We start from the raw sequence: 19823 nt of genomic DNA on the forward strand, positions 1-19823 counted from the left end.
CATGATTCGCTTTGAACACGTCAGCAAAGCCTATCTCGGCGGGAGACAAGCGCTGCAGGGAGTCACATTCCACATGCAGCCGGGCGAGATGGCATTCCTGACCGGTCACTCCGGCGCGGGTAAAAGTACCCTGCTGAAGCTTATCTGTGGGATTGAACGGCCGAGCGCTGGGAAAATTTACTTCGGCGGGCATGACATCAGCCGCCTGAAGAACCGGGAGGTGCCGTTCTTACGTCGCCAGATCGGCATGATTTTCCAGGATCACCATCTGCTGATGGACAGAACCGTGTTTGATAACGTGGCGATCCCGCTGATCATCGCGGGCGCTAGCGCAGACGATATTCGTCGTCGCGTTTCGGCGGCGCTGGACAAAGTCGGGCTGCTGGATAAAGCGAGAAACTTCCCGATTCAGCTCTCCGGCGGTGAACAGCAGCGCGTGGGTATTGCCCGTGCGGTGGTGAACAAGCCTGCGGTACTGCTGGCGGATGAACCGACGGGTAACCTGGATAACGCGCTGTCGGAAGGCATTTTGCGACTGTTCGAAGAGTTTAACCGCGTTGGGGTAACGGTGCTGATGGCGACGCACGACATCGGGCTTATCTCCAGCCGTTCTTACCGCATGCTCACGCTGAGCGACGGTCACTTGCATGGAGGCCTGACAAGTGAATAAGCGCGACGCAATCAACCAGATTCGCCAGTTCGGCGGTCGGCTCGACCGCTTGCGTAAATCGGTCACCCCGGCGGGTGACGGCGGGCGCAATGCGCCGAAGCGCGGTAAACCGGCGCCGAAACCGAACTCGCGTAAAACCAACGTGTTCAATGAGCAGGTGCGCTATGCCTGGCAAGGCGCGCTGCAGGATCTGAAAAGCAAACCGCTGGCAACGTTCCTGACGGTGATGGTTATCGCCATCTCCCTGACGCTGCCAAGCGTCTGCTACATGGTCTACAAGAACGTGAATACGGCGGCTTCGCAGTACTATCCGTCCCCGCAGATCACCGTCTATCTGGAAAAAACGCTGGATGACGATGCGGCGGCGAAAGTGGTGGGTCAGCTTCAGGCCGAGCAGGGCGTGGATAAGGTGAATTACCTTTCCCGTGATGAAGCGCTGGGCGAATTCCGCAACTGGTCAGGCTTTGGCGGTGCGCTGGATATGTTGGAAGAGAACCCGCTGCCTGCGGTGGCGGTGGTGATCCCGAAAATTGATTTCCAGACCACGGATGCGCTGAACACGCTACGTGACCGCGTGGCGCAGATTCAGGGCGTCAACGAAGTGCGCATGGACGATAGCTGGTTCGCGCGTCTGGCTTCCATTACCGGGCTGGTGGGCCGCGTGTCGGCGATGATCGGCGTGCTGATGGTGGCGGCGGTGTTCCTCGTCATCGGTAACAGCGTGCGTCTGAGCATCTTTGCGCGTCGCGATACTATCAACGTGCAGAAGCTGATTGGTGCGACCGATGGGTTTATCCTGCGTCCGTTCCTCTACGGCGGTGCGCTGCTCGGTTTCTCCGGCGCGTTCCTGTCGCTGATTCTGTCGGAAATTCTGGTGATGCGACTGTCGTCGGCGGTCACCGAAGTGGCCCGCGTATTCGGAACCCAGTTTGAGCTGAGCGGCCTGTCGTTTGACGAATGCCTGCTGTTGCTGCTGGTGAGCTCGATGATCGGTTGGGTGGCAGCCTGGCTTGCCACGGTACAACATTTACGCCACTTTACTCCCGATTAAAAAAGTTCTGTTATACTCTTCCCCTGCGACGACTTCCGTCCGCAGGGGATGCCGTTTTAAACCCCATCTTTCTGCCCTCGCGGCTATCGCGTGTCACATTTTGTGCGTAATTTATTCACACTGTTGCATTGAACTTGTGGATAAACTCACTGTCTGATAAAAGAGCGGATGTTATTCTCGTTGCTCATAGAGCCTGGCATGTTTGTTGCCTCCGGCCACAAACCACCGCCAGTATGAAGTGAATTGAGAGGAATTGAATGACCAAAGATATGCAAACTTTAGCTTTAGCCCCTGTTGGTAACCTGGATTCCTATATCCGGGCTGCAAACGCATGGCCGATGTTGACGGCTGATGAAGAAAAGGCGCTTGCTGAACGGCTGCATTACCAGGGCGATCTGGAAGCAGCTAAAACGCTGATCCTGTCTCACCTGCGCTTTGTTGTTCATATTGCTCGTAATTACTCGGGCTATGGCCTGCCGCAGGCGGACTTGATTCAGGAAGGCAACATTGGCCTGATGAAAGCCGTACGTCGTTTTAACCCAGAAGTGGGTGTTCGTCTGGTCTCCTTTGCGGTGCATTGGATCAAAGCGGAAATTCACGAATACGTGCTGCGTAACTGGCGTATCGTTAAAGTCGCGACCACCAAAGCGCAGCGTAAGCTGTTCTTTAACCTGCGTAAAACTAAGCAGCGTCTGGGCTGGTTCAATCAGGACGAAGTGGAAATGGTAGCGCGCGAGCTGGGCGTTTCCAGCAAAGACGTTCGCGAGATGGAATCCCGTATGGCGGCGCAGGACATGGCGTTTGATATGTCCTCAGACGATGACTCTGAAAGCCACTCAGTTGCTCCTGTGCTCTATCTGCAGGATAAATCGTCCAACTTTGCCGACGGTATTGAAGACGACAACTGGGAAGAGCAGGCGGCGAATAAGCTGACCGACGCGATGCAGGGCCTGGATGAACGTAGCCAGGACATCATTCGCGCCCGCTGGCTGGACGAAGACAACAAGTCCACGCTGCAGGAACTGGCCGACCGCTACGGCGTATCCGCCGAACGCGTACGTCAGCTTGAAAAGAACGCGATGAAAAAACTGCGCGCGGCTATCGAAGCCTGATTTTTGGCGTCGTACCCAATGAACCCTCGAATGTGAATTCGGGGGTTTTTGTTTTGTAGGCCGGATAAGGCGTAGCCGCCATCCGGCAACCTGTGCCTGCCCGATGGCGCTACGCTTATCGGGCCTACGGGCTCGTCCTCCAATAATCCCACCGTCATCACGCTTTCCTCTGCTTATTTCTCATTTGTCGCTGGCGTTAATGCAGCCGATGGCAAAAACTCAATAAGCGCTATGCATTTTTCCGTCTTTCAACGGCAGGGGGTTTACCGTGAGTAACGAGTCACTGAATCATCGGCGTTTACAGGCCACGCCGCGCGGCGTGGGCGTGATGTGCGGTTTCTACGCAGAACGCGCTGAGAACGCTACGCTGTGGGATATTGAAGGTAACGAGTACATCGATTTCGCCGCGGGCATCGCGGTGCTGAATACCGGGCATCGTCACCCACAGGTGATTGCCGCCGTTGAGAGCCAGCTTAAGGCCTTCACCCATACCGCCTACCAGATTGTTCCCTATGAAAGCTATGTATCATTAGCAGAACGTATTAATAGCGTGGCGCCAATTACTGGAAATGCCAAAACTGCGTTTTTCAGCACCGGGGCAGAAGCGGTCGAAAATGCGGTGAAGATAGCCCGCGCTTATACCAAACGTCCGGGGCTGATTACCTTCGGCGGCGGTTTCCACGGTCGTACCTTTATGACGATGGCGCTGACCGGCAAAGTCGCGCCGTACAAAATTGGCTTCGGCCCGTTTCCTGGTTCGGTCTATCACGGCCTTTACCCGAACGCGGCGCACGGCGTCACGACCGATATGGCGCTCAAAAGCCTGAATCATATTTTCAAAGCGGATATCTCACCGGATCAGGTGGCGGCGATTATCCTCGAGCCGGTGCAGGGCGAGGGCGGTTTCAACGTCGCGCCGCCTGATTTTATGCAGGGGCTGCGCGCGCTGTGTGATACCCACGGTATTTTGCTGATTGCCGATGAAGTGCAGACCGGTTTTGCCCGTACCGGCAAGCTGTTTGCGATGGAGCATTACAGCGTGAAGCCAGATCTTATCACCATGGCGAAGAGCCTGGCGGGTGGTTTCCCGCTCTCCGGCGTTGTCGGACGCGCTGAGGTCATGGATGCGCCGGCACCTGGTGGCCTGGGTGGAACTTATGCGGGTAACCCGCTGGCGATTGCGGCTGCACATGCGGTGCTGGATGTGATTGAGGAAGAGGCGCTCTGCACTCGCGCCAATCATCTGGGCCAGCATCTGATTGAGGTGCTGAACAAAGCGCGTGAGAGCTGCCCGGCAATTGCTGATGTGCGCGGCGTGGGGTCGATGGTCGCGGTGGAGTTTGTCGATCCACAGACGCGTGAACCCTCGCCGGAGTTTACCAAATTAGTCCAGGAGCGCGCGCTGGCCGAAGGCGTACTGCTGCTGAGCTGCGGCGTGTATGGCAACGTGATTCGATTCTTGTATCCGCTCACCATCCCAGAGAAGCAGTTCCAGCAGGCGCTGGAGGTGATTCGTCGGGCGATAACTGAATAGACCTGAGTACTTCCCGGCGGCGCTTCGCTTGGCCGGGCTACAGGACATGGTAGCCCGGCCAAGCGAAGCGCCGCCGGGGATACAACCCCACAACCAAGCCACTCCGATGAGTGGCTTTTTTTTGTCATTTTTGCGTTACAAATCCGTCAAAATTAACGTTTCAAATTCATAAAAATGGGGTATGTTTTAGCAGAGTATGCTGCAAAAGCACAGGCAGCGTCCCTTAATATTAATATCTTATACTTACCATGCGTCTGATATAAGAATAATGTGCTAAATAACAACATCACAACAAATGCAATAACCATAACAATGGGGAACCTCAGGATGAAAATGAAGGGTAAAGCGTTACTGGCAGGATGTATTGCACTGGCATTCAGCAATATGGCATTAGCAGAAAATATTAAAGTTGCTGTTGTTGGCGCGATGTCCGGCCCGGTTGCGCAGTACGGTGACCAGGAGTTCAGCGGTGCGACTCAGGCGGTTGCCGACATTAACGCCAAGGGCGGTATCAAAGGCAATAAGCTGGAAATCGTAAAATATGATGATGCCTGTGACCCGAAACAAGCGGTTGCGGTAGCGAACAAAGTGGTGAACGACGGGATCAAATACGTCATTGGTCACCTCTGCTCCTCCTCCACGCAGCCAGCGTCTGATATCTATGAAGACGAAGGCATTCTGATGATCACCCCAGCGGCGACCGCACCGGAACTGACGGCGCGTGGCTACAAGCTGATTTTGCGTACTACTGGTCTGGACTCCGACCAGGGCCCAACCGCGGCGAAATACATTCTCGAGAAAGTGAAGCCACAGCGCATCGCCGTTGTTCACGATAAGCAGCAGTACGGTGAGGGTCTGGCACGCGCGGTTCAGGATGGGCTGAAGAAAGGCGGCGCGAACGTGGTCTTCTTCGACGGTATCACTGCTGGTGAGAAAGACTTCTCCACGCTGGTTGCGCGCCTGAAGAAAGAGAACATCGACTTTGTTTACTTCGGTGGTTACCACCCTGAGATGGGTCAGATCCTGCGTCAGGCGCGTGCTGCTGGCCTGAAAACCCAGTTCATGGGGCCGGAAGGCGTGGCAAACGTGTCGCTGTCCAACATCGCGGGTGATTCTGCGGATGGTCTGTTGGTGACGAAACCTAAGAACTACGACCAGGTTCCAGCGAACAAACCAATCGTAGATGCTATCAAGGCGAAGAAACAGGATCCAAGCGGCGCGTTCGTATGGACCACTTACGCTGCGCTGCAGTCCCTGCAGGCGGGCCTGAACCACTCTGACGATCCGGCTGAGATTGCCAAATACCTGAAAGCCAACACCGTGGATACCGTCATGGGTCCGCTGTCGTGGGATGAGAAAGGTGACCTGAAAGGCTTCGAATTCGGCATCTTTAACTGGCACGCTAACGGTACGGCGACCGACGCGAAGTAATTCGTTCGACGCTACCCCGGCGTCGCTACGCTCGGCCTGGCTACATTACGGTAGCCCGGCCGAGGCGTTAGCCGACGCCGGGATCGGCACTACCCTCGAACCCAGCCCTCTGCATGCATCGTAAAGCCCAGCGCTTTGGCAAATGCGGCCATTTCCAGGCTCTCTTCCACGCCTGCTTTGCTCAACGTCCAGCGGCTGATCTGTGGGTTATCGCGCATCACTTCTTCAACCAGATACTGCCCCACGCCGCGGCGGCGGGTAACTTCGCGTACGCACAAACCGTTAAGCACGCCCTGGTCATTGCCCAGTGTGACTTCTACCGCTGCCAGCAGGCGCTCGTTAAAACGGGCGGCGTACAGGCGGTGAGTCTCATCAAGGTGCTGCTCGTTGGGGGACTGTGCAGGCCAGATTTTACCGAGGCAGATGTGGTCCTGGTCGCTCAGGGCTTCTAAACGAATGATGGTCAGCTTCATGGGCAGTTTGCTCAAATCTCGAAAATGGTGGTCAGTGTACTCAATTTATTCTGTCGGAAGCTTTCTCTTTTTTGGCTTGTTCAGTAGGGGATTAATTTTTCGTTATCTATGCAGACAGTTTGAAACATCATGGATCGAAAAATACTCAGAGTTTTAACCTAAAAACTAGCATTTTATTCGGCTTATTGTGTCGTTATTTTATGCTGCTGTTCGGGCTTTTTTTTGTTTATCTATGGCAAAAATCAGAATATTATCTTTTCTTAATAGACTGAAAAATAGAGAATTTAGTCTGTATTTTGCTAAAAAGCTGCGCTAACCCATTAAAGATAATGGCAAAAGTAGCGTTGTATATTAAAAGTACAGAATGCTTTTTAACCACCAAACAACAAAATATATACACGCCACGACGTGTAAACACGACATCACGAATGGGGATCCCGAAGTATGAAAAGGAATACAAAAACAGTAATCGCAGGGATGATCGCGCTGGCTATGTCACACGCGGCGATGGCTGAGGATATTAAGGTTGCCGTCGTCGGCGCCATGTCTGGCCCAGTCGCCCAGTGGGGCGATATGGAGTTCAACGGCGCGCGTCAGGCCATTAAAGACATCAACGCCAAAGGTGGCATCAAAGGCGACAAACTGGTGGGCGTTGAGTACGACGACGCCTGTGACCCGAAACAAGCGGTGGCGGTTGCCAACAAAATCGTCAACGACGGCATTAAATATGTGATTGGCCACCTCTGCTCTTCCTCCACGCAGCCGGCTTCTGACATCTATGAAGATGAAGGCATTCTGATGATCTCTCCGGGCGCGACCAACCCAGAGCTGACCCAGCGTGGCTACCACTACATCATGCGTACCGCTGGCCTGGACTCCTCTCAGGGCCCAACCGCCGCCAACTACATCCTGAATAAAGTGAAGCCGCAGCGCATCGCCATTATTCACGACAAGCAGCAGTACGGTGAAGGTCTGGCGCGTTCTGTGCAGGAAGGCCTGAAGGCCGGGAAAGCCAATATCGTTTTCTTCGACGGGATTACTGCCGGTGAAAAAGACTTCTCCGCGCTGATTGCGCGTCTGCAAAAAGAGAATATCGACTTCGTTTACTACGGTGGCTACTACCCGGAAATGGGACAGATGCTGCGCCAGGCGCGTGCGGTTGGCCTGAAAACCCAGTTTATGGGTCCAGAAGGTGTGGGCAACGCTTCGCTGTCGAACATCGCGGGTAACGCGGCGGAGGGCATGCTGGTGACCATGCCAAAACGCTATGACCAGGATCCGACAAACAGCGCTATCGTCGATGCCCTGAAAGCGCAGAAGAAAGATCCAACCGGGCCATACGTCTGGATCACCTACGCCGCCGTGCAGTCTCTGGCGACCGCCATGGAGCGTACCGGTAGCGATGACCCGCAGGCGCTGATTAAAGACTTGAAAGCAAACGGTGCGAAAACCGTGATTGGGCCGCTGAGCTGGGATGACAAAGGCGATCTGAAAGGATTTGAGTTCGGGGTCTTCCAGTGGCATGCCGACGGCTCATCCACCGCGGTGAAGTAACCTTCATTTCCCCCTGGCGGGCGTAGATTCGCAGGGGTAGCAAAAGGCTAATATATGTCAGAGCAGGTTCTCTACTTTGTGCAGCAGATGTTTAACGGCGTAACGCTGGGAAGCACCTATGCACTGATCGCCATCGGTTACACCATGGTGTACGGGATTATCGGCATGATCAACTTCGCCCACGGCGAGGTTTACATGATCGGTAGTTATGTCTCCTTTATGATCATCGCCGCGCTGATGATGATGGGCATCGATACCGGCTGGCTGCTGGTCGCTGCCGGCTTCATCGGGGCGATTGTGATTGCCAGCGCCTACGGCTGGAGTATCGAACGGGTGGCTTACCGTCCGGTGCGTAGCTCCAAGCGCCTGATTGCGCTGATCTCCGCCATCGGGATGTCTATCTTCCTGCAAAACTACGTCAGCCTGACCGAAGGTTCGCGCGACATCGCGCTGCCGAGCCTGTTTAACGGTCAGTGGATTGTCGGCAGCAGCGAAAACTTCTCCGCCTCTATCACCACCATGCAGCTGGTTATCTGGATTGTAACCTTCGTTGCTATGCTGGCGCTGACGCTGTTTATCCGCTACTCCCGCATGGGACGCGCCTGCCGTGCCTGCGCGGAAGACCTGAAAATGGCGAGCCTGCTCGGCATTAACACCGATCGCGTGATTGCCCTGACGTTTGTTATCGGTGCAGCGATGGCGGCGGTGGCGGGCGTACTGCTGGGTCAGTTCTACGGCGTTATCAACCCGTACATCGGCTTTATGGCCGGGATGAAAGCCTTCACCGCGGCGGTACTCGGCGGTATCGGCAGTATTCCTGGGGCGATGATCGGCGGGCTTATCCTCGGCATTGCGGAAGCGTTGTCCTCAGCGTACCTGAGCACCGAATATAAAGACGTTGTGTCGTTCGCGCTGCTGATCGTGGTGCTGCTGGTGATGCCGACCGGCATCCTGGGCCGCCCGGAGGTAGAGAAAGTATGAAACCGATGCAATTTGCGATGGCGCTGCTCTCTGCCGCCATGTTCTTTGTGCTGGCGGGCGTCTTTATGGGCGTCCAGTTGCAGCTTGATGGCACTAAACTGGTGGTCGGCAGCGCGGCGGATATCCGCTGGCAGTGGATCTTTATCGGCACCGCGGTAGTCTTTTTCTTCCAGATGCTGCGACCGCTGTTCCAGAAGGGGCTGAAAAGCGTCTCTGGGCCGAAGTTTATTCTGCCCGCTATTGATGGCTCGACGGTTAAGCAGAAACTGTTCCTGGTGGCGCTGCTGGTGATTGCCGTGGCGTGGCCGTTTATGGTCTCGCGCGGTACGGTGGATATCGCCACGCTGACCATGATTTACATCATCCTTGGCCTCGGCCTAAACGTGGTAGTGGGGCTTTCCGGCCTGCTGGTACTGGGCTACGGCGGCTTCTATGCCATTGGCGCTTATACCTTCGCGCTGCTGAACCACTATTACGGTCTCGGCTTCTGGACCTGCCTGCCAATCGCCGGGCTGGTCTCGGCGGCGGCGGGCTTCCTGCTCGGCTTCCCGGTACTGCGTCTGCGCGGTGACTATCTGGCGATTGTGACTTTAGGCTTCGGTGAAATCGTCCGTATCCTGCTTCTTAACAACACCGAAATCACCGGTGGCCCGAACGGTATCAGCCAGATCCCGAAACCGACCTTCTTCGGCCTTGAGTTCAGCCGCAGCGCCCGTGAAGGCGGCTGGGATACCTTCAGTAACTTCTTTAACGTTAAGTACGACCCGTCTGACCGCGTTATCTTCCTTTATCTGGTGGCGCTGCTGCTGGTGGTGCTGAGTCTGTTCGTCATCAACCGCCTGCTGCGTATGCCGCTGGGCCGTGCGTGGGAAGCGCTGCGTGAAGATGAAATTGCCTGTCGCTCGCTGGGCCTGAGCCCAACGCGCATCAAGCTGACCGCTTTTACCATCAGCGCCGCGTTCGCCGGTTTTGCCGGTACGCTGTTCGCCGCGCGCCAGGGCTTTGTCAGCCCGGAATCCTTCACCTTTGCCGAGTCGGCCTTCGTGCTGGCGATTGTGGTACTGGGCGGGATGGGCTCGCAGTTTGCGGTGATCCTCGCGGCAATTCTGCTGGTAGTGTCACGCGAGCTGATGCGTGACTTTAACGAATACAGCATGCTGATGCTCGGCGGCCTGATGGTCCTGATGATGATCTGGCGTCCGCAGGGGCTTCTGCCGATGACCCGTGTACAGATGAAGTTGAAAAACGGGAAAGCGAAAGAAGGAGAGCAGGCATGAGTCAGCCATTATTATCGGTTAACGGCCTGATGATGCGTTTTGGCGGCCTGCTGGCGGTCAACAACGTGGCGCTGGAGCTGCATCCTCAGGAAATCGTCTCCCTGATTGGCCCGAACGGCGCGGGGAAAACCACGGTCTTTAACTGCCTGACCGGCTTCTACAAGCCGACCGGCGGCACCATTATGCTGCGCGACCAGCACCTGGAAGGGCTGCCGGGCCAGCAGATTGCCCGTATGGGCGTGGTGCGTACCTTCCAGCACGTGCGTCTGTTCCGTGAAATGACGGTGATTGAAAACCTGCTGGTGGCACAGCACCAGCAGCTGAAGACCGGGGTCTTCTCCGGCCTGCTGAAAACGCCATCGTTCAAGCGCGCGCAGAGCGAAGCGCTGGACCGCGCCGCCACCTGGCTTGAGCGTATCGGCCTGTTAGAGCATGCCAACCGTCAGGCCAGTAACCTGGCCTACGGCGACCAGCGTCGTCTGGAGATTGCCCGCTGCATGGTGACGCAGCCGGAAATCCTGATGCTCGACGAACCGGCGGCAGGCCTTAACCCGAAAGAGACCAAAGAGCTGGACGAGCTGATTGCCGAGCTGCGTAACCATCACAACACCACTATCCTGCTGATTGAGCACGATATGAAGCTGGTGATGGGCATTTCCGATCGCATCTACGTGGTGAATCAGGGTACGCCGCTGGCGAACGGTACGCCGGAAGAGATCCGCAACAACCCGGACGTGATCCGCGCTTATCTGGGTGAGGCATAATATGGATAAAGTGATGTTATCGTTTGATAAAGTCAGCGCCCACTACGGCAAGATTCAGGCGCTGCACGACGTCAGCCTGCATATTAATCAGGGTGAAATCGTTACTCTGATTGGCGCCAACGGTGCGGGGAAAACCACGCTGCTCGGCACATTATGCGGCGACCCGCGCGCCACCAGCGGACGCATTGTCTTTGATGATAAAGACATCACCGACTGGCAGACGGCAAAAATCATGCGTGAAGCGGTCGCGATTGTTCCGGAAGGGCGCCGCGTCTTCTCGCGCATGACGGTGGAAGAGAACCTGGCGATGGGCGGCTTTTTCGCTGACCGCGACCAGTTCCAGGAGCGCATCAAGTGGGTGTACGACCTGTTCCCACGTCTGCTTGAGCGCCGCATCCAGCGTGCGGGAACCATGTCCGGCGGTGAACAGCAAATGCTGGCAATTGGCCGTGCGCTGATGAGCCAGCCGCGTCTGCTGCTGCTTGATGAGCCTTCTCTGGGTCTGGCTCCGATTATCATCCAGCAGATCTTCGACACCATCGAGCAGCTGCGTAAGCAGGGCATGACCATCTTCCTCGTCGAGCAGAACGCCAACCAGGCGCTGAAGCTCGCCGACCGCGGCTACGTACTGGAAAACGGTCACGTGGTGCTGGAAGACACCGGTGATGCACTGCTGGCGAACGAAGCGGTGCGCAGCGCGTACCTTGGCGGTTAATTTCCTGCAACCCCGGGCGAGGCGCTTGCGCCAATCCCGGGGGAACTTTCAGCACGAAGATATTTAAAAGAGCCTGATGGCTCTTTTTTTGTACATATATGCTGTACAATTAAAACGTACAACTATGGAGGTCTCTATGCGTACGATTAACTATAGCGAGGCACGACAGAATCTAGCCGAAGTGCTGGAGAGCGCTGTGACGGGCGTACCTGTCACCATCACACGTCGTGGGCATAAACCTGCGGTCATCATTAGCGCTGAAGAGTTTGAGCGCTATCAGGCAGCCAGACTCGACGATGAATTTGCGGCCATCATGGCGATTCACGGCAACGAGATTGAGGAGTTGGCGGATAAATGAACCTTCAGATTATCTCAGCGGAAGAGATAATAGCGTTTCATGACAGGCTGCTCCGCGTGACGCCTGGTGTTGTGGGCATGCCCGATCCCGGACGTGCGGAAGCGTTAATGTATCGGGTGCTTAACCGGATCGAATATGAGGGTGTGACTGACGTGTGGCTACTGGCAGCAATGCATCTGCTGGCCATATCGCGGGGGCATATTTTCAATGATGGTAATAAGCGCACCGCGCTGTTTATCACGCTGCTGTTTTTAAAGCGCAATGGTATTACACTCGCGGCCAATCCGGATTATGTGGCGATGACGGTTGAGGCTGCTGCGGGCCAGTTGACGCTGGAGCAAATAGCCTCCCGCTTGCGTGGATAACCCCGGAGGCACTTCGGCGGGCAACCCGTAGCCCGGGCGAGGCGCTTGCGCCGACCCCGGGGGCGGTACTTTCTCTATACGTGTCATAGCTCCCACTTTCCCTTCTTAGAACCGTCACCGCCTTGCCATCCCTTTGTCGCCTTACTATCTTTTTTTTGTAATAAAAAAGTTATTTTTCTGTCATTCGAGCATGTCATGTTACCCCCGCGAACATAAAACGCGTGATATCGCGCATCCCGGCACAAAAAGAGAGATAACCGATGATATCGTTACGACATACAGCTTTAGGATTGGCAATGAGTCTGGCATTCGCAGGTCAGGCTATGGCGGTGACCACTATTCCATTCTGGCATTCAATGGAAGGTGAGCTGGGTAAAGAGGTTGACTCTCTGGCGCAGCGCTTTAACGCCGCCAACCCGGATTACAAAATTCAGCCGGTGTACAAAGGCAACTACGAGCAGAGCCTGAGTGCAGGCATTGCTGCGTTCCGTACCGGTAACGCCCCGGCAATTTTGCAGGTGTATGAAGTCGGTACCGCCACCATGATGGCGTCAAAAGCGATTAAGCCGGTATATCAGGTGTTTGACGAAGCCGGTATCAAGTTCGATGAATCTCAGTTTGTGCCGACAGTTTCCGGTTACTACACCGATTCCAAAACCGGGCACCTGCTGTCCCAGCCGTTTAACAGCTCCACCCCGGTGCTGTACTACAACAAAGACGCCTTTAAGAAAGCCGGTTTAGACCCGAACCAGCCGCCGAAAACCTGGCAGGATCTGGCGGCCTACACCGCGAAGCTGAAAGCAGCCGGTATGAAGTGCGGCTACGCCAGCGGTTGGCAGGGCTGGATCCAGATTGAAAACTTCAGCGCCTGGCACGGCCTGCCGGTCGCCACCAAAAACAACGGCTTCGACGGTACCGATGCGGTACTGGAGTTCAACAAGCCAGAGCAGGTGAAACACATCGCGCTGCTGGAAGAACTGAACAAGAAGGGTGATTTCAGCTACTTCGGCCGTAAAGATGAGTCCACCGAGAAGTTCTATAACGGTGACTGCGCCATTACCACCGCCTCTTCCGGCTCGCTGGCCGACATTCGTCAGTACGCCAAATTCAACTACGGCGTGGGCATGATGCCTTACGATGCCGACGTGAAGGGCGCACCGCAGAACGCCATTATCGGCGGGGCAAGCCTGTGGGTGATGCAGGGTAAAGACAAAGAAACCTACACCGGCGTGGCGAAATTCCTCGAGTTCCTGGCTAAGCCGGAAATTGCGGCCGAATGGCACCAGAAAACCGGCTACCTGCCAATCACTACCGCCGCGTATGACCTGACCCGTCAGCAGGGCTTCTATGACAAGAACCCAGGTGCCGACATCGCCACGCGTCAGATGCTGAACAAGCCACCGTTGCCGTTCACTAAAGGTCTGCGTCTGGGCAACATGCCGCAGATTCGTACCATCGTGGATGAAGAACTGGAAAGCGTCTGGACCGGTAAGAAAACGCCTCAGCAGGCGCTGGACTCTGCGGTAGAGCGCGGGAATCAGCTGCTGCGTCGCTTCGAGCAATCGACCAAGTCTTAATGTGAAATGCCGGGTGGCGGCTTCGCCTTACCCGGCCTACATCAACGCGTAGGCCGGATAAGCGTAGCGCCATCCGGCACTGCTCAGGAATAAAACCTTCATGTCATCATCCCGTCCGGTGTTTAAATCGCGCTGGCTGCCTTACGCATTGGTCGCCCCGCAGCTGATTATCACCGTTATCTTCTTTATCTGGCCCGCTGGCGAAGCGCTGTGGTACTCACTGCAAAGCGTTGACCCGTTTGGCTTTTCCAGTCAGTTCGTTGGCCTGGACAACTTCGTCACGCTGTTCCACGACAGCTACTACCTCGACTCCTTCTGGACGACTATCAAGTTCAGCGGCCTGGTGACGATAAGCGGCCTGCTGGTATCGCTGTTCTTCGCGGCGCTGGTGGATTATGTGGTGCGTGGCAGTCGTCTTTACCAGACGCTGATGCTGCTGCCTTATGCCGTTGCGCCTGCCGTAGCCGCCGTACTGTGGATCTTCCTGTTTAACCCTGGACGTGGGCTGATTACCCATTTCCTCGGCGAGTTCGGCTACGACTGGAACCACGCGCAGAACAGCGGTCAGGCCATGTTCCTGGTGGTCTTCGCCTCGGTGTGGAAACAGATAAGCTACAACTTCCTGTTCTTCTTCGCCGCGCTGCAATCTATTCCGCGCTCGCTGGTCGAGGCTGCTGCCATCGACGGCGCAGGCCCAATTCGCCGTTTCTTCAAGCTGGCGCTGCCGCTGATTGCGCCGGTGAGCTTCTTCCTGCTGGTGGTCAACTTAGTGTACGCCTTCTTCGATACCTTCCCGGTGATCGACGCCGCGACCGCAGGCGGCCCGGTACAGGCCACCACCACGCTGATTTATAAGATTTACCGCGAAGGGTTTGCCGGGTTGGATCTCTCGGCCTCTGCGGCGCAGTCGGTGGTGCTGATGTTCCTCGTTATCATCCTGACCGTGGTGCAGTTCCGCTACGTGGAAAGTAAGGTGCGCTACCAATGATTGAGAACCGTCGCGGGCTGACGATATTCAGCCACACCATGCTGATCCTCGGGATTATCGTTATCCTGTTCCCGCTGTACGTTGCCTTTACGGCAGCGACGCTGGATAACAAAGCGGTGTTTGAAACGCCGATGACGCTGATTCCCGGCGGCCATCTGTTCGAGAACATGAAGGCGATTTGGGTCAACGGCGTGGGCGTCAACAGCGCGCCGTTCTGGCTGATGATGCTCAACAGCTTCATCATGGCCTTTGCCATTACCGTCGGCAAAATCGCGGTGTCGATGCTCTCGGCCTTCGCCATCGTCTGGTTCCGCTTTCCGCTGCGTAACCTGTTCTTCTGGATGATCTTTATCACCCTGATGCTGCCGGTGGAAGTGCGTATCTTCCCGACGGTTGAGGTGATTGCCAACCTGAAGATGCTCGACAGCTACGCGGGTCTGACGCTGCCGCTGATGGCCTCGGCGACCGCCACCTTCCTGTTCCGCCAGTTCTTTATGACCCTGCCGGACGAGCTGATTGAAGCCGCGCGCATTGATGGCGCGTCGCCGATGCGCTTTTTCCGCGACATTGTGCTGCCGCTGTCGAAAACCAACCTCGCGGCGCTGTTCGTGATCACCTTTATCTACGGCTGGAACCAGTACCTCTGGCCGCTGCTGATTATTACCGACGTGAACCTCGGCACCGCCGTGGCAGGCATCAAAGGGATGATCGCCACCGGTGAAGGCACCACGCAGTGGAACCAGGTGATGGCGGCGATGCTGCTCACCCTTATTCCCCCCGTTGTTATCGTTTTAGCCATGCAGCGTGCCTTTGTGCGTGGTTTAGTGGACAGTGAGAAATAAAAATGGCTGGTTTAAAACTACAGGCAGTAACCAAAAGCTGGGACGGTAAAACCCAGGTCATTCAACCGCTGACGCTGGACGTGGCAGACGGGGAATTTATTGTGATGGTCGGCCCGTCGGGCTGCGGAAAGTCGACGCTGCTGCGCATGGTGGCAGGGCTTGAACGCGTGACCAGCGGTGATATCTGGATTGACCGCAAACGCGTGACCGAGATGGAACCGAAAGATCGCGGCATTGCGATGGTGTTCCAGAACTATGCGCTCTACCCGCACATGAGCGTGGAAGAGAACATGGCCTGGGGGCTGAAAATTCGCGGCATGGGCAAAGCGCATATTGCCGAGAAAGTGCAGGAAGCGGCGCGCATTCTTGAGCTGGATGGCCTGCTGAAGCGCCGCCCGCGCGAGCTCTCCGGCGGTCAGCGCCAGCGTGTGGCGATGGGCCGCGCCATTGTGCGTGACCCGGCGGTGTTCCTGTTTGATGAACCGCTCTCCAACCTTGATGCTAAGCTGCGCGTGCAGATGCGCCTGGAATTACAGCAGCTTCACCGCCGCCTGAAAACCACCTCTCTGTACGTCACCCACGATCAGGTAGAAGCAATGACCCTCGCCCAGCGGGTGATGGTGATGAACAAAGGCATTGCCGAGCAGATTGGTACGCCGGTGGAAGTGTATGAGAAGCCGGCCAGCCGCTTTGTGGCGAGCTTTATCGGCAGCCCGGCGATGAACCTGCTGGACGGTCAGATTGATGAGTCCGGCTCGCGCTTCGTGCTGGAAAACGGCATGCAGCTGCCGCTGCCTGCTTCGCAACGTGAATACGCCGGCCGCCGTATGACGCTGGGTATCCGCCCGGAACATATTGCGCTAAGCTCGCAGGCCGAAGGCGGCGTGCCGCTGGTGATGGATACGCTGGAAATTATCGGCGCCGATAACCTGGCCCACGGCCGCTTTGGTGAGCAGAAAATGGTGGTGCGCTTGCCGCATCAGCAGCGTCCGCCCGCGGGCACCACGCTGTGGCTGCATCTGCCGGACGATCATTTGCACCTCTTTGAAGGTGAGACAGGATTACGCGTATGAGCAATTGGCCTTATCCCCACATCGTCGCCCACCGTGGCGGCGGTAAGTTAGCGCCGGAAAACACCCTGGCGGCAATCGACGTTGGCGCACGCTACGGTCATACCATGATTGAGTTTGACGCCAAGCTGTCGAAAGACGGGCAGATTTTCCTGCTGCACGACGACAACCTCGAACGCACCAGCAACGGCTGGGGCGTCGCCGGAGAACTGAACTGGCAGGAATTGCTGCGTGTGGATGCCGGTAGCTGGTTTAACAGCAGCTTCAAGGATGAACCACTGCCGCTGCTGTCGCAGGTGGCGGAACGCTGCCGTCAGCACGGCATGATGGCGAATATCGAAATTAAACCGACCACCGGCTGCGGAACGCTGACCGGTAAAGTGGTGGCGCTGGCTGCCCGCGAACTGTGGGCTGACATGACCCCACCGCTGCTGTCGTCGTTTGAAATTGATGCGCTGGAAGCCGCCCAGCTTGCCGCACCGGAGCTGCCGCGTGGCTTACTGCTGGATGAGTGGCGTGACGACTGGCGCGAACTGACGACACGCCTGGGATGCGTTTCGATTCACCTCAACCATCGACTGCTGGATGAAGCGCGGGTCGATGCGCTGCGTGAAGCGGGGTTGCGGATTCTGGTGTATACCGTGAATAACCCCCAGCGCGCCGCCGAACTGCTGCGCTGGGGTGTTGACTGCATCTGTACCGATGCGATTGATATTATCGGCCCTGACTTCCAGCCTTAATACGGCTTCAGCATGCCGCCGTTGTTATTGGGCAGCGGCTGCTGTTGCTGATTTAGCATGCCTGGCTGCGACTGCTGCACGCGCTGCTGGTTGGCGTTCAGTTGGTTTTGCAGATGCTGCTGTTGCTGCTGCGTCTGCACCTGGCGCTGCTGGTTCAGCATGCTTTTTTGCTGCTGCTGTTGGTTAAGCATACGGGTCTGCATCCGCTGCTGGCTTGGGATCTCATAGCCCGGCTGGTTCGGGTTGTTGTCGATGTTCAGCGGCGCGGCCAGCGCGGTGAACGGCAGCAACGCCGCCAGAATCAGTAATCGTTTCATCGTCTTTCCTCCTTGTAGGGGATCTCTTAAGTTTACTCCTTTCCCACCGTAACGAGGATTATTTCAGCATTATGAACCAGGCTTAGTGGGGACCTCACCGCACTCTCTGGAGAATGATGATGACAATAATGCCGACGTTTTTACGCCGGGTGGCCCTTGCTGCTCTGCTGTCAGGAAGCTGTTTTAGCGCGATTTCTGCCCCTCCACCGCCGCCGGTTTCCTACGGGGTTGAGGAGGATGTCTTTCATCCCGTACGTGCCCAGCATGGCATGGTGGCTTCGGTTGATGCTACCGCTACGCGCGTGGGCGTAGAGATTCTGCGCCAGGGCGGTAACGCCGTGGATGCGGCGGTGGCCGTGGGTTACGCGCTGGCGGTCACTCATCCGCAGGCGGGGAATATCGGCGGCGGCGGGTTTATGATGCTGCGGACCAAAGAGGGCAAAACCACGGCGATTGATTTCCGTGAAATGGCGCCGGAACAGGCGACCCGCGACATGTTCCTCGACGATCATGGCAACCCAGACAGCAAAAAATCGCTGACCTCACATCTGGCTTCCGGCACGCCGGGCACGGTGGCCGGCTTCTCACTGGCGCTGGAGAAGTACGGCACGATGCCGCTCAATAAAGTGATAAGCCCAGCGATTAAACTCGCCAAAGACGGATTCGTGGTTAATGACGCGCTGGCTGACGATCTCAAAACCTACGGCAGTGAAGTGCTGCCTCATCATGCCAATAGCAAAGCTATTTTCTGGAAAGACGGTGAGCCGCTTAAAAAGGGCGATAAGCTGGTGCAGGCCAACCTGGCGAAAAGCCTGGAACTGATTGCTGAAAATGGCCCGGATGCCTTCTACAAAGGGGCGATTGCCGACCAGATTGCCGAGGAGATGCATAAAAACGGCGGCCTGATGACTAAGGTGGATCTGGCAAACTATAAGGCGGTTGAGCGTACGCCCATTAGCGGCGAGTACCGTGGTTACGAAGTCTTTTCAATGCCGCCACCGTCTTCCGGCGGGATCCACATCGTGCAGATCCTCAATATCCTCGAAAACTTCGACCTGCATAAATACGGCTTCGGCAGCGCCGACGCGATGCAGTTGATGGCAGAAGCTGAAAAGCACGCCTACGCCGATCGCTCAGAATACCTCGGCGACCCGGACTTCGTGAAGGTGCCGTGGCAGGCGCTGACCAATAAAGCCTACGCCAAATCTATTGCCGATCAGATTGATATCAACAAGGCCAAGCCGTCCAGCCAGATTAAACCGGGCAAGCTGGCACCGTACGAAAGTAACCAGACCACGCATTTCTCGGTGGTGGATAAAGACGGTAACGCGGTGGCGGTGACCTACACCCTCAACACCACTTTTGGTACCGGCATCGTGGCGGGCAATACCGGCATTCTGATGAATAACGAGATGGATGACTTCTCCGCCAAGCCGGGCGTACCGAACGTCTACGGGCTGGTGGGCGGCGATGCCAACGCGGTCGGGCCGAAGAAACGTCCGCTTTCATCGATGTCGCCAACGATTGTGGTGAAAGACGGGAAAACCTGGCTGGTCACCGGTAGCCCGGGCGGCAGTCGGATTATCACCACGGTGCTACAAATGGTGGTGAACTCCATCGATTTCGGTATGAACGTGGCGGAAGCCACCAACGCGCCGCGCTTCCACCACCAGTGGCTGCCGGACGAGCTGCGGGTGGAGAAGGGGTTTAGCCCGGATACGCTGAAGCTGCTGGAAGCCAAGGGGCAGAAGGTGGCGGTGAAAGAGGCGATGGGCAGTACGCAGAGCATCATGGTGGACCCGGATGGCACGCTATATGGCGCGTCGGACCCGCGTTCACCGGATGATTTGACTGCGGGGTATTAATATAAATATGGCCCAATAGCTTATTTTTGGGCCATATTTATCACTTGAATAGTATGAGTGTTATTATTTGTTTAATTTGATCCTTTGTTCTTTTATTTTCTGAAAAGCAATAATTAACCTCTTTGTTTTGACGAATGGC

General features: G+C 56.2%; 19 protein-coding genes and 1 pseudogene. 18 read left to right on the forward strand and 2 right to left on the reverse strand.

Going from position 1 to position 19823, the window contains the following annotated elements:
• Nucleotide 1 precedes the first annotated feature (1 nt).
• The 5 genes from ftsE (at nucleotide 2) to livJ (ending at nucleotide 5798) form a co-directional block, all read left to right on the forward strand.
• The gene (gene ftsE, locus MY052_RS01405; RefSeq protein WP_035894806.1) at nucleotides 2–670 is read left to right on the forward strand and encodes a cell division ATP-binding protein FtsE; all 669 of its coding nucleotides are present in this window, start codon (nucleotides 2–4) and stop codon (nucleotides 668–670) included.
• A complete protein-coding gene (gene ftsX, locus MY052_RS01410) occupies nucleotides 663–1721 on the forward strand; it encodes a permease-like cell division protein FtsX (protein ID WP_035894804.1) in 1059 nt (352 codons plus the stop codon). The genes ftsE and ftsX overlap by 8 nt, the downstream gene beginning before the upstream one ends.
• 257 nt (nucleotides 1722–1978) lie before the next feature.
• Complete coding sequence (rpoH, locus tag MY052_RS01415; protein WP_035894802.1) at nucleotides 1979–2833, forward strand: RNA polymerase sigma factor RpoH; 855 nt, start codon at nucleotides 1979–1981, stop codon at nucleotides 2831–2833.
• Nucleotides 2834–3161: 328 nt separating this feature from the next.
• Entirely contained in the window at nucleotides 3162–4367 is a 1206-nt protein-coding gene (locus MY052_RS01420) for a 4-aminobutyrate--2-oxoglutarate transaminase (RefSeq protein ID WP_420828651.1), read from the forward strand.
• A 327-nt stretch (nucleotides 4368–4694) separates the two neighbouring features.
• Nucleotides 4695–5798 carry a branched-chain amino acid ABC transporter substrate-binding protein gene (livJ, locus tag MY052_RS01425; RefSeq protein ID WP_248538101.1) on the forward strand — a complete coding sequence of 368 codons (1104 nt, stop codon included), beginning with the start codon at nucleotides 4695–4697 and terminating at the stop codon, nucleotides 5796–5798.
• Between the two features lie 89 nt (nucleotides 5799–5887).
• Here livJ and panM read toward each other — a convergent pair whose 3' ends face one another.
• Nucleotides 5888–6271, reverse strand: a complete 384-nt coding sequence (gene panM / locus MY052_RS01430; protein ID WP_248538102.1) for an aspartate 1-decarboxylase autocleavage activator PanM — start codon at nucleotides 6269–6271, stop codon at nucleotides 5888–5890.
• A gap of 444 nt (nucleotides 6272–6715) precedes the next feature.
• On the opposite strand from panM, the gene livK reads away from it, so the two are divergent.
• The 12 genes from livK to ugpQ all read left to right on the forward strand — a co-directional run bounded on the left by livK (nucleotide 6716) and on the right by ugpQ (nucleotide 17502).
• Nucleotides 6716–7825 (forward strand): high-affinity branched-chain amino acid ABC transporter substrate-binding protein LivK, encoded by a 1110-nt coding sequence (gene livK, locus MY052_RS01435; protein ID WP_035892180.1) that lies wholly within the window; start codon nucleotides 6716–6718, stop codon nucleotides 7823–7825.
• A 54-nt stretch (nucleotides 7826–7879) separates the two neighbouring features.
• Nucleotides 7880–8806, forward strand: coding sequence for a high-affinity branched-chain amino acid ABC transporter permease LivH (gene livH / locus MY052_RS01440; RefSeq protein WP_035892178.1), 927 nt, complete (start codon nucleotides 7880–7882; stop codon nucleotides 8804–8806).
• Complete coding sequence (livM, locus tag MY052_RS01445) at nucleotides 8803–10083, forward strand: branched chain amino acid ABC transporter permease LivM (protein ID WP_035892176.1); 1281 nt, start codon at nucleotides 8803–8805, stop codon at nucleotides 10081–10083. Before livH ends, livM begins: the two co-directional genes overlap by 4 nt.
• Nucleotides 10080–10847, forward strand: a complete 768-nt coding sequence (gene livG / locus MY052_RS01450) for a high-affinity branched-chain amino acid ABC transporter ATP-binding protein LivG (protein ID WP_035892174.1) — start codon at nucleotides 10080–10082, stop codon at nucleotides 10845–10847. The genes livM and livG overlap by 4 nt, the downstream gene beginning before the upstream one ends.
• A 1-nt stretch (nucleotide 10848) precedes the next feature.
• Complete coding sequence (gene livF / locus MY052_RS01455; protein WP_081918523.1) at nucleotides 10849–11562, forward strand: high-affinity branched-chain amino acid ABC transporter ATP-binding protein LivF; 714 nt, start codon at nucleotides 10849–10851, stop codon at nucleotides 11560–11562.
• Between the two features lie 136 nt (nucleotides 11563–11698).
• Nucleotides 11699–11920, forward strand: a complete 222-nt coding sequence (locus tag MY052_RS01460) for a type II toxin-antitoxin system Phd/YefM family antitoxin (RefSeq protein ID WP_035892172.1) — start codon at nucleotides 11699–11701, stop codon at nucleotides 11918–11920.
• Nucleotides 11917–12285 carry a type II toxin-antitoxin system death-on-curing family toxin gene (locus tag MY052_RS01465; RefSeq protein WP_035892171.1) on the forward strand — a complete coding sequence of 123 codons (369 nt, stop codon included), beginning with the start codon at nucleotides 11917–11919 and terminating at the stop codon, nucleotides 12283–12285. Before MY052_RS01460 ends, MY052_RS01465 begins: the two co-directional genes overlap by 4 nt.
• Nucleotides 12286–12545: 260 nt before the next feature.
• Nucleotides 12546–13862, forward strand: a complete 1317-nt coding sequence (ugpB, locus tag MY052_RS01470; RefSeq protein ID WP_035892169.1) for a sn-glycerol-3-phosphate ABC transporter substrate-binding protein UgpB — start codon at nucleotides 12546–12548, stop codon at nucleotides 13860–13862.
• Nucleotides 13863–13962: 100 nt separating this feature from the next.
• Nucleotides 13963–14850 (forward strand): sn-glycerol-3-phosphate ABC transporter permease UgpA, encoded by an 888-nt coding sequence (ugpA, locus tag MY052_RS01475; protein WP_248538103.1) that lies wholly within the window; start codon nucleotides 13963–13965, stop codon nucleotides 14848–14850.
• Nucleotides 14847–15692: a sn-glycerol-3-phosphate ABC transporter permease UgpE gene (gene ugpE / locus MY052_RS01480; protein ID WP_035892165.1), complete on the forward strand. Its 846-nt coding sequence runs from the start codon at nucleotides 14847–14849 to the stop codon at nucleotides 15690–15692. Before ugpA ends, ugpE begins: the two co-directional genes overlap by 4 nt.
• A 2-nt stretch (nucleotides 15693–15694) precedes the next feature.
• Entirely contained in the window at nucleotides 15695–16765 is a 1071-nt protein-coding gene (locus MY052_RS01485) for a sn-glycerol-3-phosphate import ATP-binding protein UgpC (RefSeq protein ID WP_248538104.1), read from the forward strand.
• Nucleotides 16762–17502 (forward strand): glycerophosphodiester phosphodiesterase, encoded by a 741-nt coding sequence (gene ugpQ / locus MY052_RS01490; protein WP_035892162.1) that lies wholly within the window; start codon nucleotides 16762–16764, stop codon nucleotides 17500–17502. Before MY052_RS01485 ends, ugpQ begins: the two co-directional genes overlap by 4 nt.
• An 8-nt stretch (nucleotides 17503–17510) precedes the next feature.
• Here the strand turns inward: ugpQ and MY052_RS01495 are convergent.
• Nucleotides 17511–17819 (reverse strand): annotated as a pseudogene (locus MY052_RS01495) (DUF2756 family protein); the annotation flags it as partial.
• Between the two features lie 119 nt (nucleotides 17820–17938).
• On the opposite strand from MY052_RS01495, the gene ggt reads away from it, so the two are divergent.
• The gene (gene ggt / locus MY052_RS01500) at nucleotides 17939–19684 is read left to right on the forward strand and encodes a gamma-glutamyltransferase (RefSeq protein WP_035892161.1); all 1746 of its coding nucleotides are present in this window, start codon (nucleotides 17939–17941) and stop codon (nucleotides 19682–19684) included.
• The last annotated feature ends 139 nt before the right edge of the window (nucleotides 19685–19823 follow it).

The organism is Kluyvera ascorbata (genome assembly GCF_023195735.1).
Classification (GTDB): domain Bacteria; phylum Pseudomonadota; class Gammaproteobacteria; order Enterobacterales; family Enterobacteriaceae; genus Kluyvera; species Kluyvera ascorbata.

Excerpts from the sequence above, each read along its gene's own strand:
- ftsE (WP_035894806.1), top strand. The coding sequence starts at position 2 with ATGATTCGCTTTGAACACGTCAGCAAAGCCTATCTCGGCGGGAGACAA.
- rpoH (WP_035894802.1), top strand. The coding sequence starts at position 1,979 with ATGACCAAAGATATGCAAACTTTAGCTTTAGCCCCTGTTGGTAACCTG.
- MY052_RS01420 (WP_420828651.1), top strand. The coding sequence starts at position 3,162 with ATGTGCGGTTTCTACGCAGAACGCGCTGAGAACGCTACGCTGTGGGAT.
- livJ (WP_248538101.1), top strand. The coding sequence starts at position 4,695 with ATGAAAATGAAGGGTAAAGCGTTACTGGCAGGATGTATTGCACTGGCA.
- panM (WP_248538102.1), bottom strand. The coding sequence starts at position 6,271 with ATGAAGCTGACCATCATTCGTTTAGAAGCCCTGAGCGACCAGGACCAC.
- livK (WP_035892180.1), top strand. The coding sequence starts at position 6,716 with ATGAAAAGGAATACAAAAACAGTAATCGCAGGGATGATCGCGCTGGCT.
- livH (WP_035892178.1), top strand. The coding sequence starts at position 7,880 with ATGTCAGAGCAGGTTCTCTACTTTGTGCAGCAGATGTTTAACGGCGTA.
- livM (WP_035892176.1), top strand. The coding sequence starts at position 8,803 with ATGAAACCGATGCAATTTGCGATGGCGCTGCTCTCTGCCGCCATGTTC.
- livG (WP_035892174.1), top strand. The coding sequence starts at position 10,080 with ATGAGTCAGCCATTATTATCGGTTAACGGCCTGATGATGCGTTTTGGC.
- livF (WP_081918523.1), top strand. The coding sequence starts at position 10,849 with ATGGATAAAGTGATGTTATCGTTTGATAAAGTCAGCGCCCACTACGGC.
- MY052_RS01460 (WP_035892172.1), top strand. The coding sequence starts at position 11,699 with ATGCGTACGATTAACTATAGCGAGGCACGACAGAATCTAGCCGAAGTG.
- MY052_RS01465 (WP_035892171.1), top strand. The coding sequence starts at position 11,917 with ATGAACCTTCAGATTATCTCAGCGGAAGAGATAATAGCGTTTCATGAC.
- ugpB (WP_035892169.1), top strand. The coding sequence starts at position 12,546 with ATGATATCGTTACGACATACAGCTTTAGGATTGGCAATGAGTCTGGCA.
- ugpA (WP_248538103.1), top strand. The coding sequence starts at position 13,963 with ATGTCATCATCCCGTCCGGTGTTTAAATCGCGCTGGCTGCCTTACGCA.
- ugpE (WP_035892165.1), top strand. The coding sequence starts at position 14,847 with ATGATTGAGAACCGTCGCGGGCTGACGATATTCAGCCACACCATGCTG.
- MY052_RS01485 (WP_248538104.1), top strand. The coding sequence starts at position 15,695 with ATGGCTGGTTTAAAACTACAGGCAGTAACCAAAAGCTGGGACGGTAAA.
- ugpQ (WP_035892162.1), top strand. The coding sequence starts at position 16,762 with ATGAGCAATTGGCCTTATCCCCACATCGTCGCCCACCGTGGCGGCGGT.
- ggt (WP_035892161.1), top strand. The coding sequence starts at position 17,939 with ATGACAATAATGCCGACGTTTTTACGCCGGGTGGCCCTTGCTGCTCTG.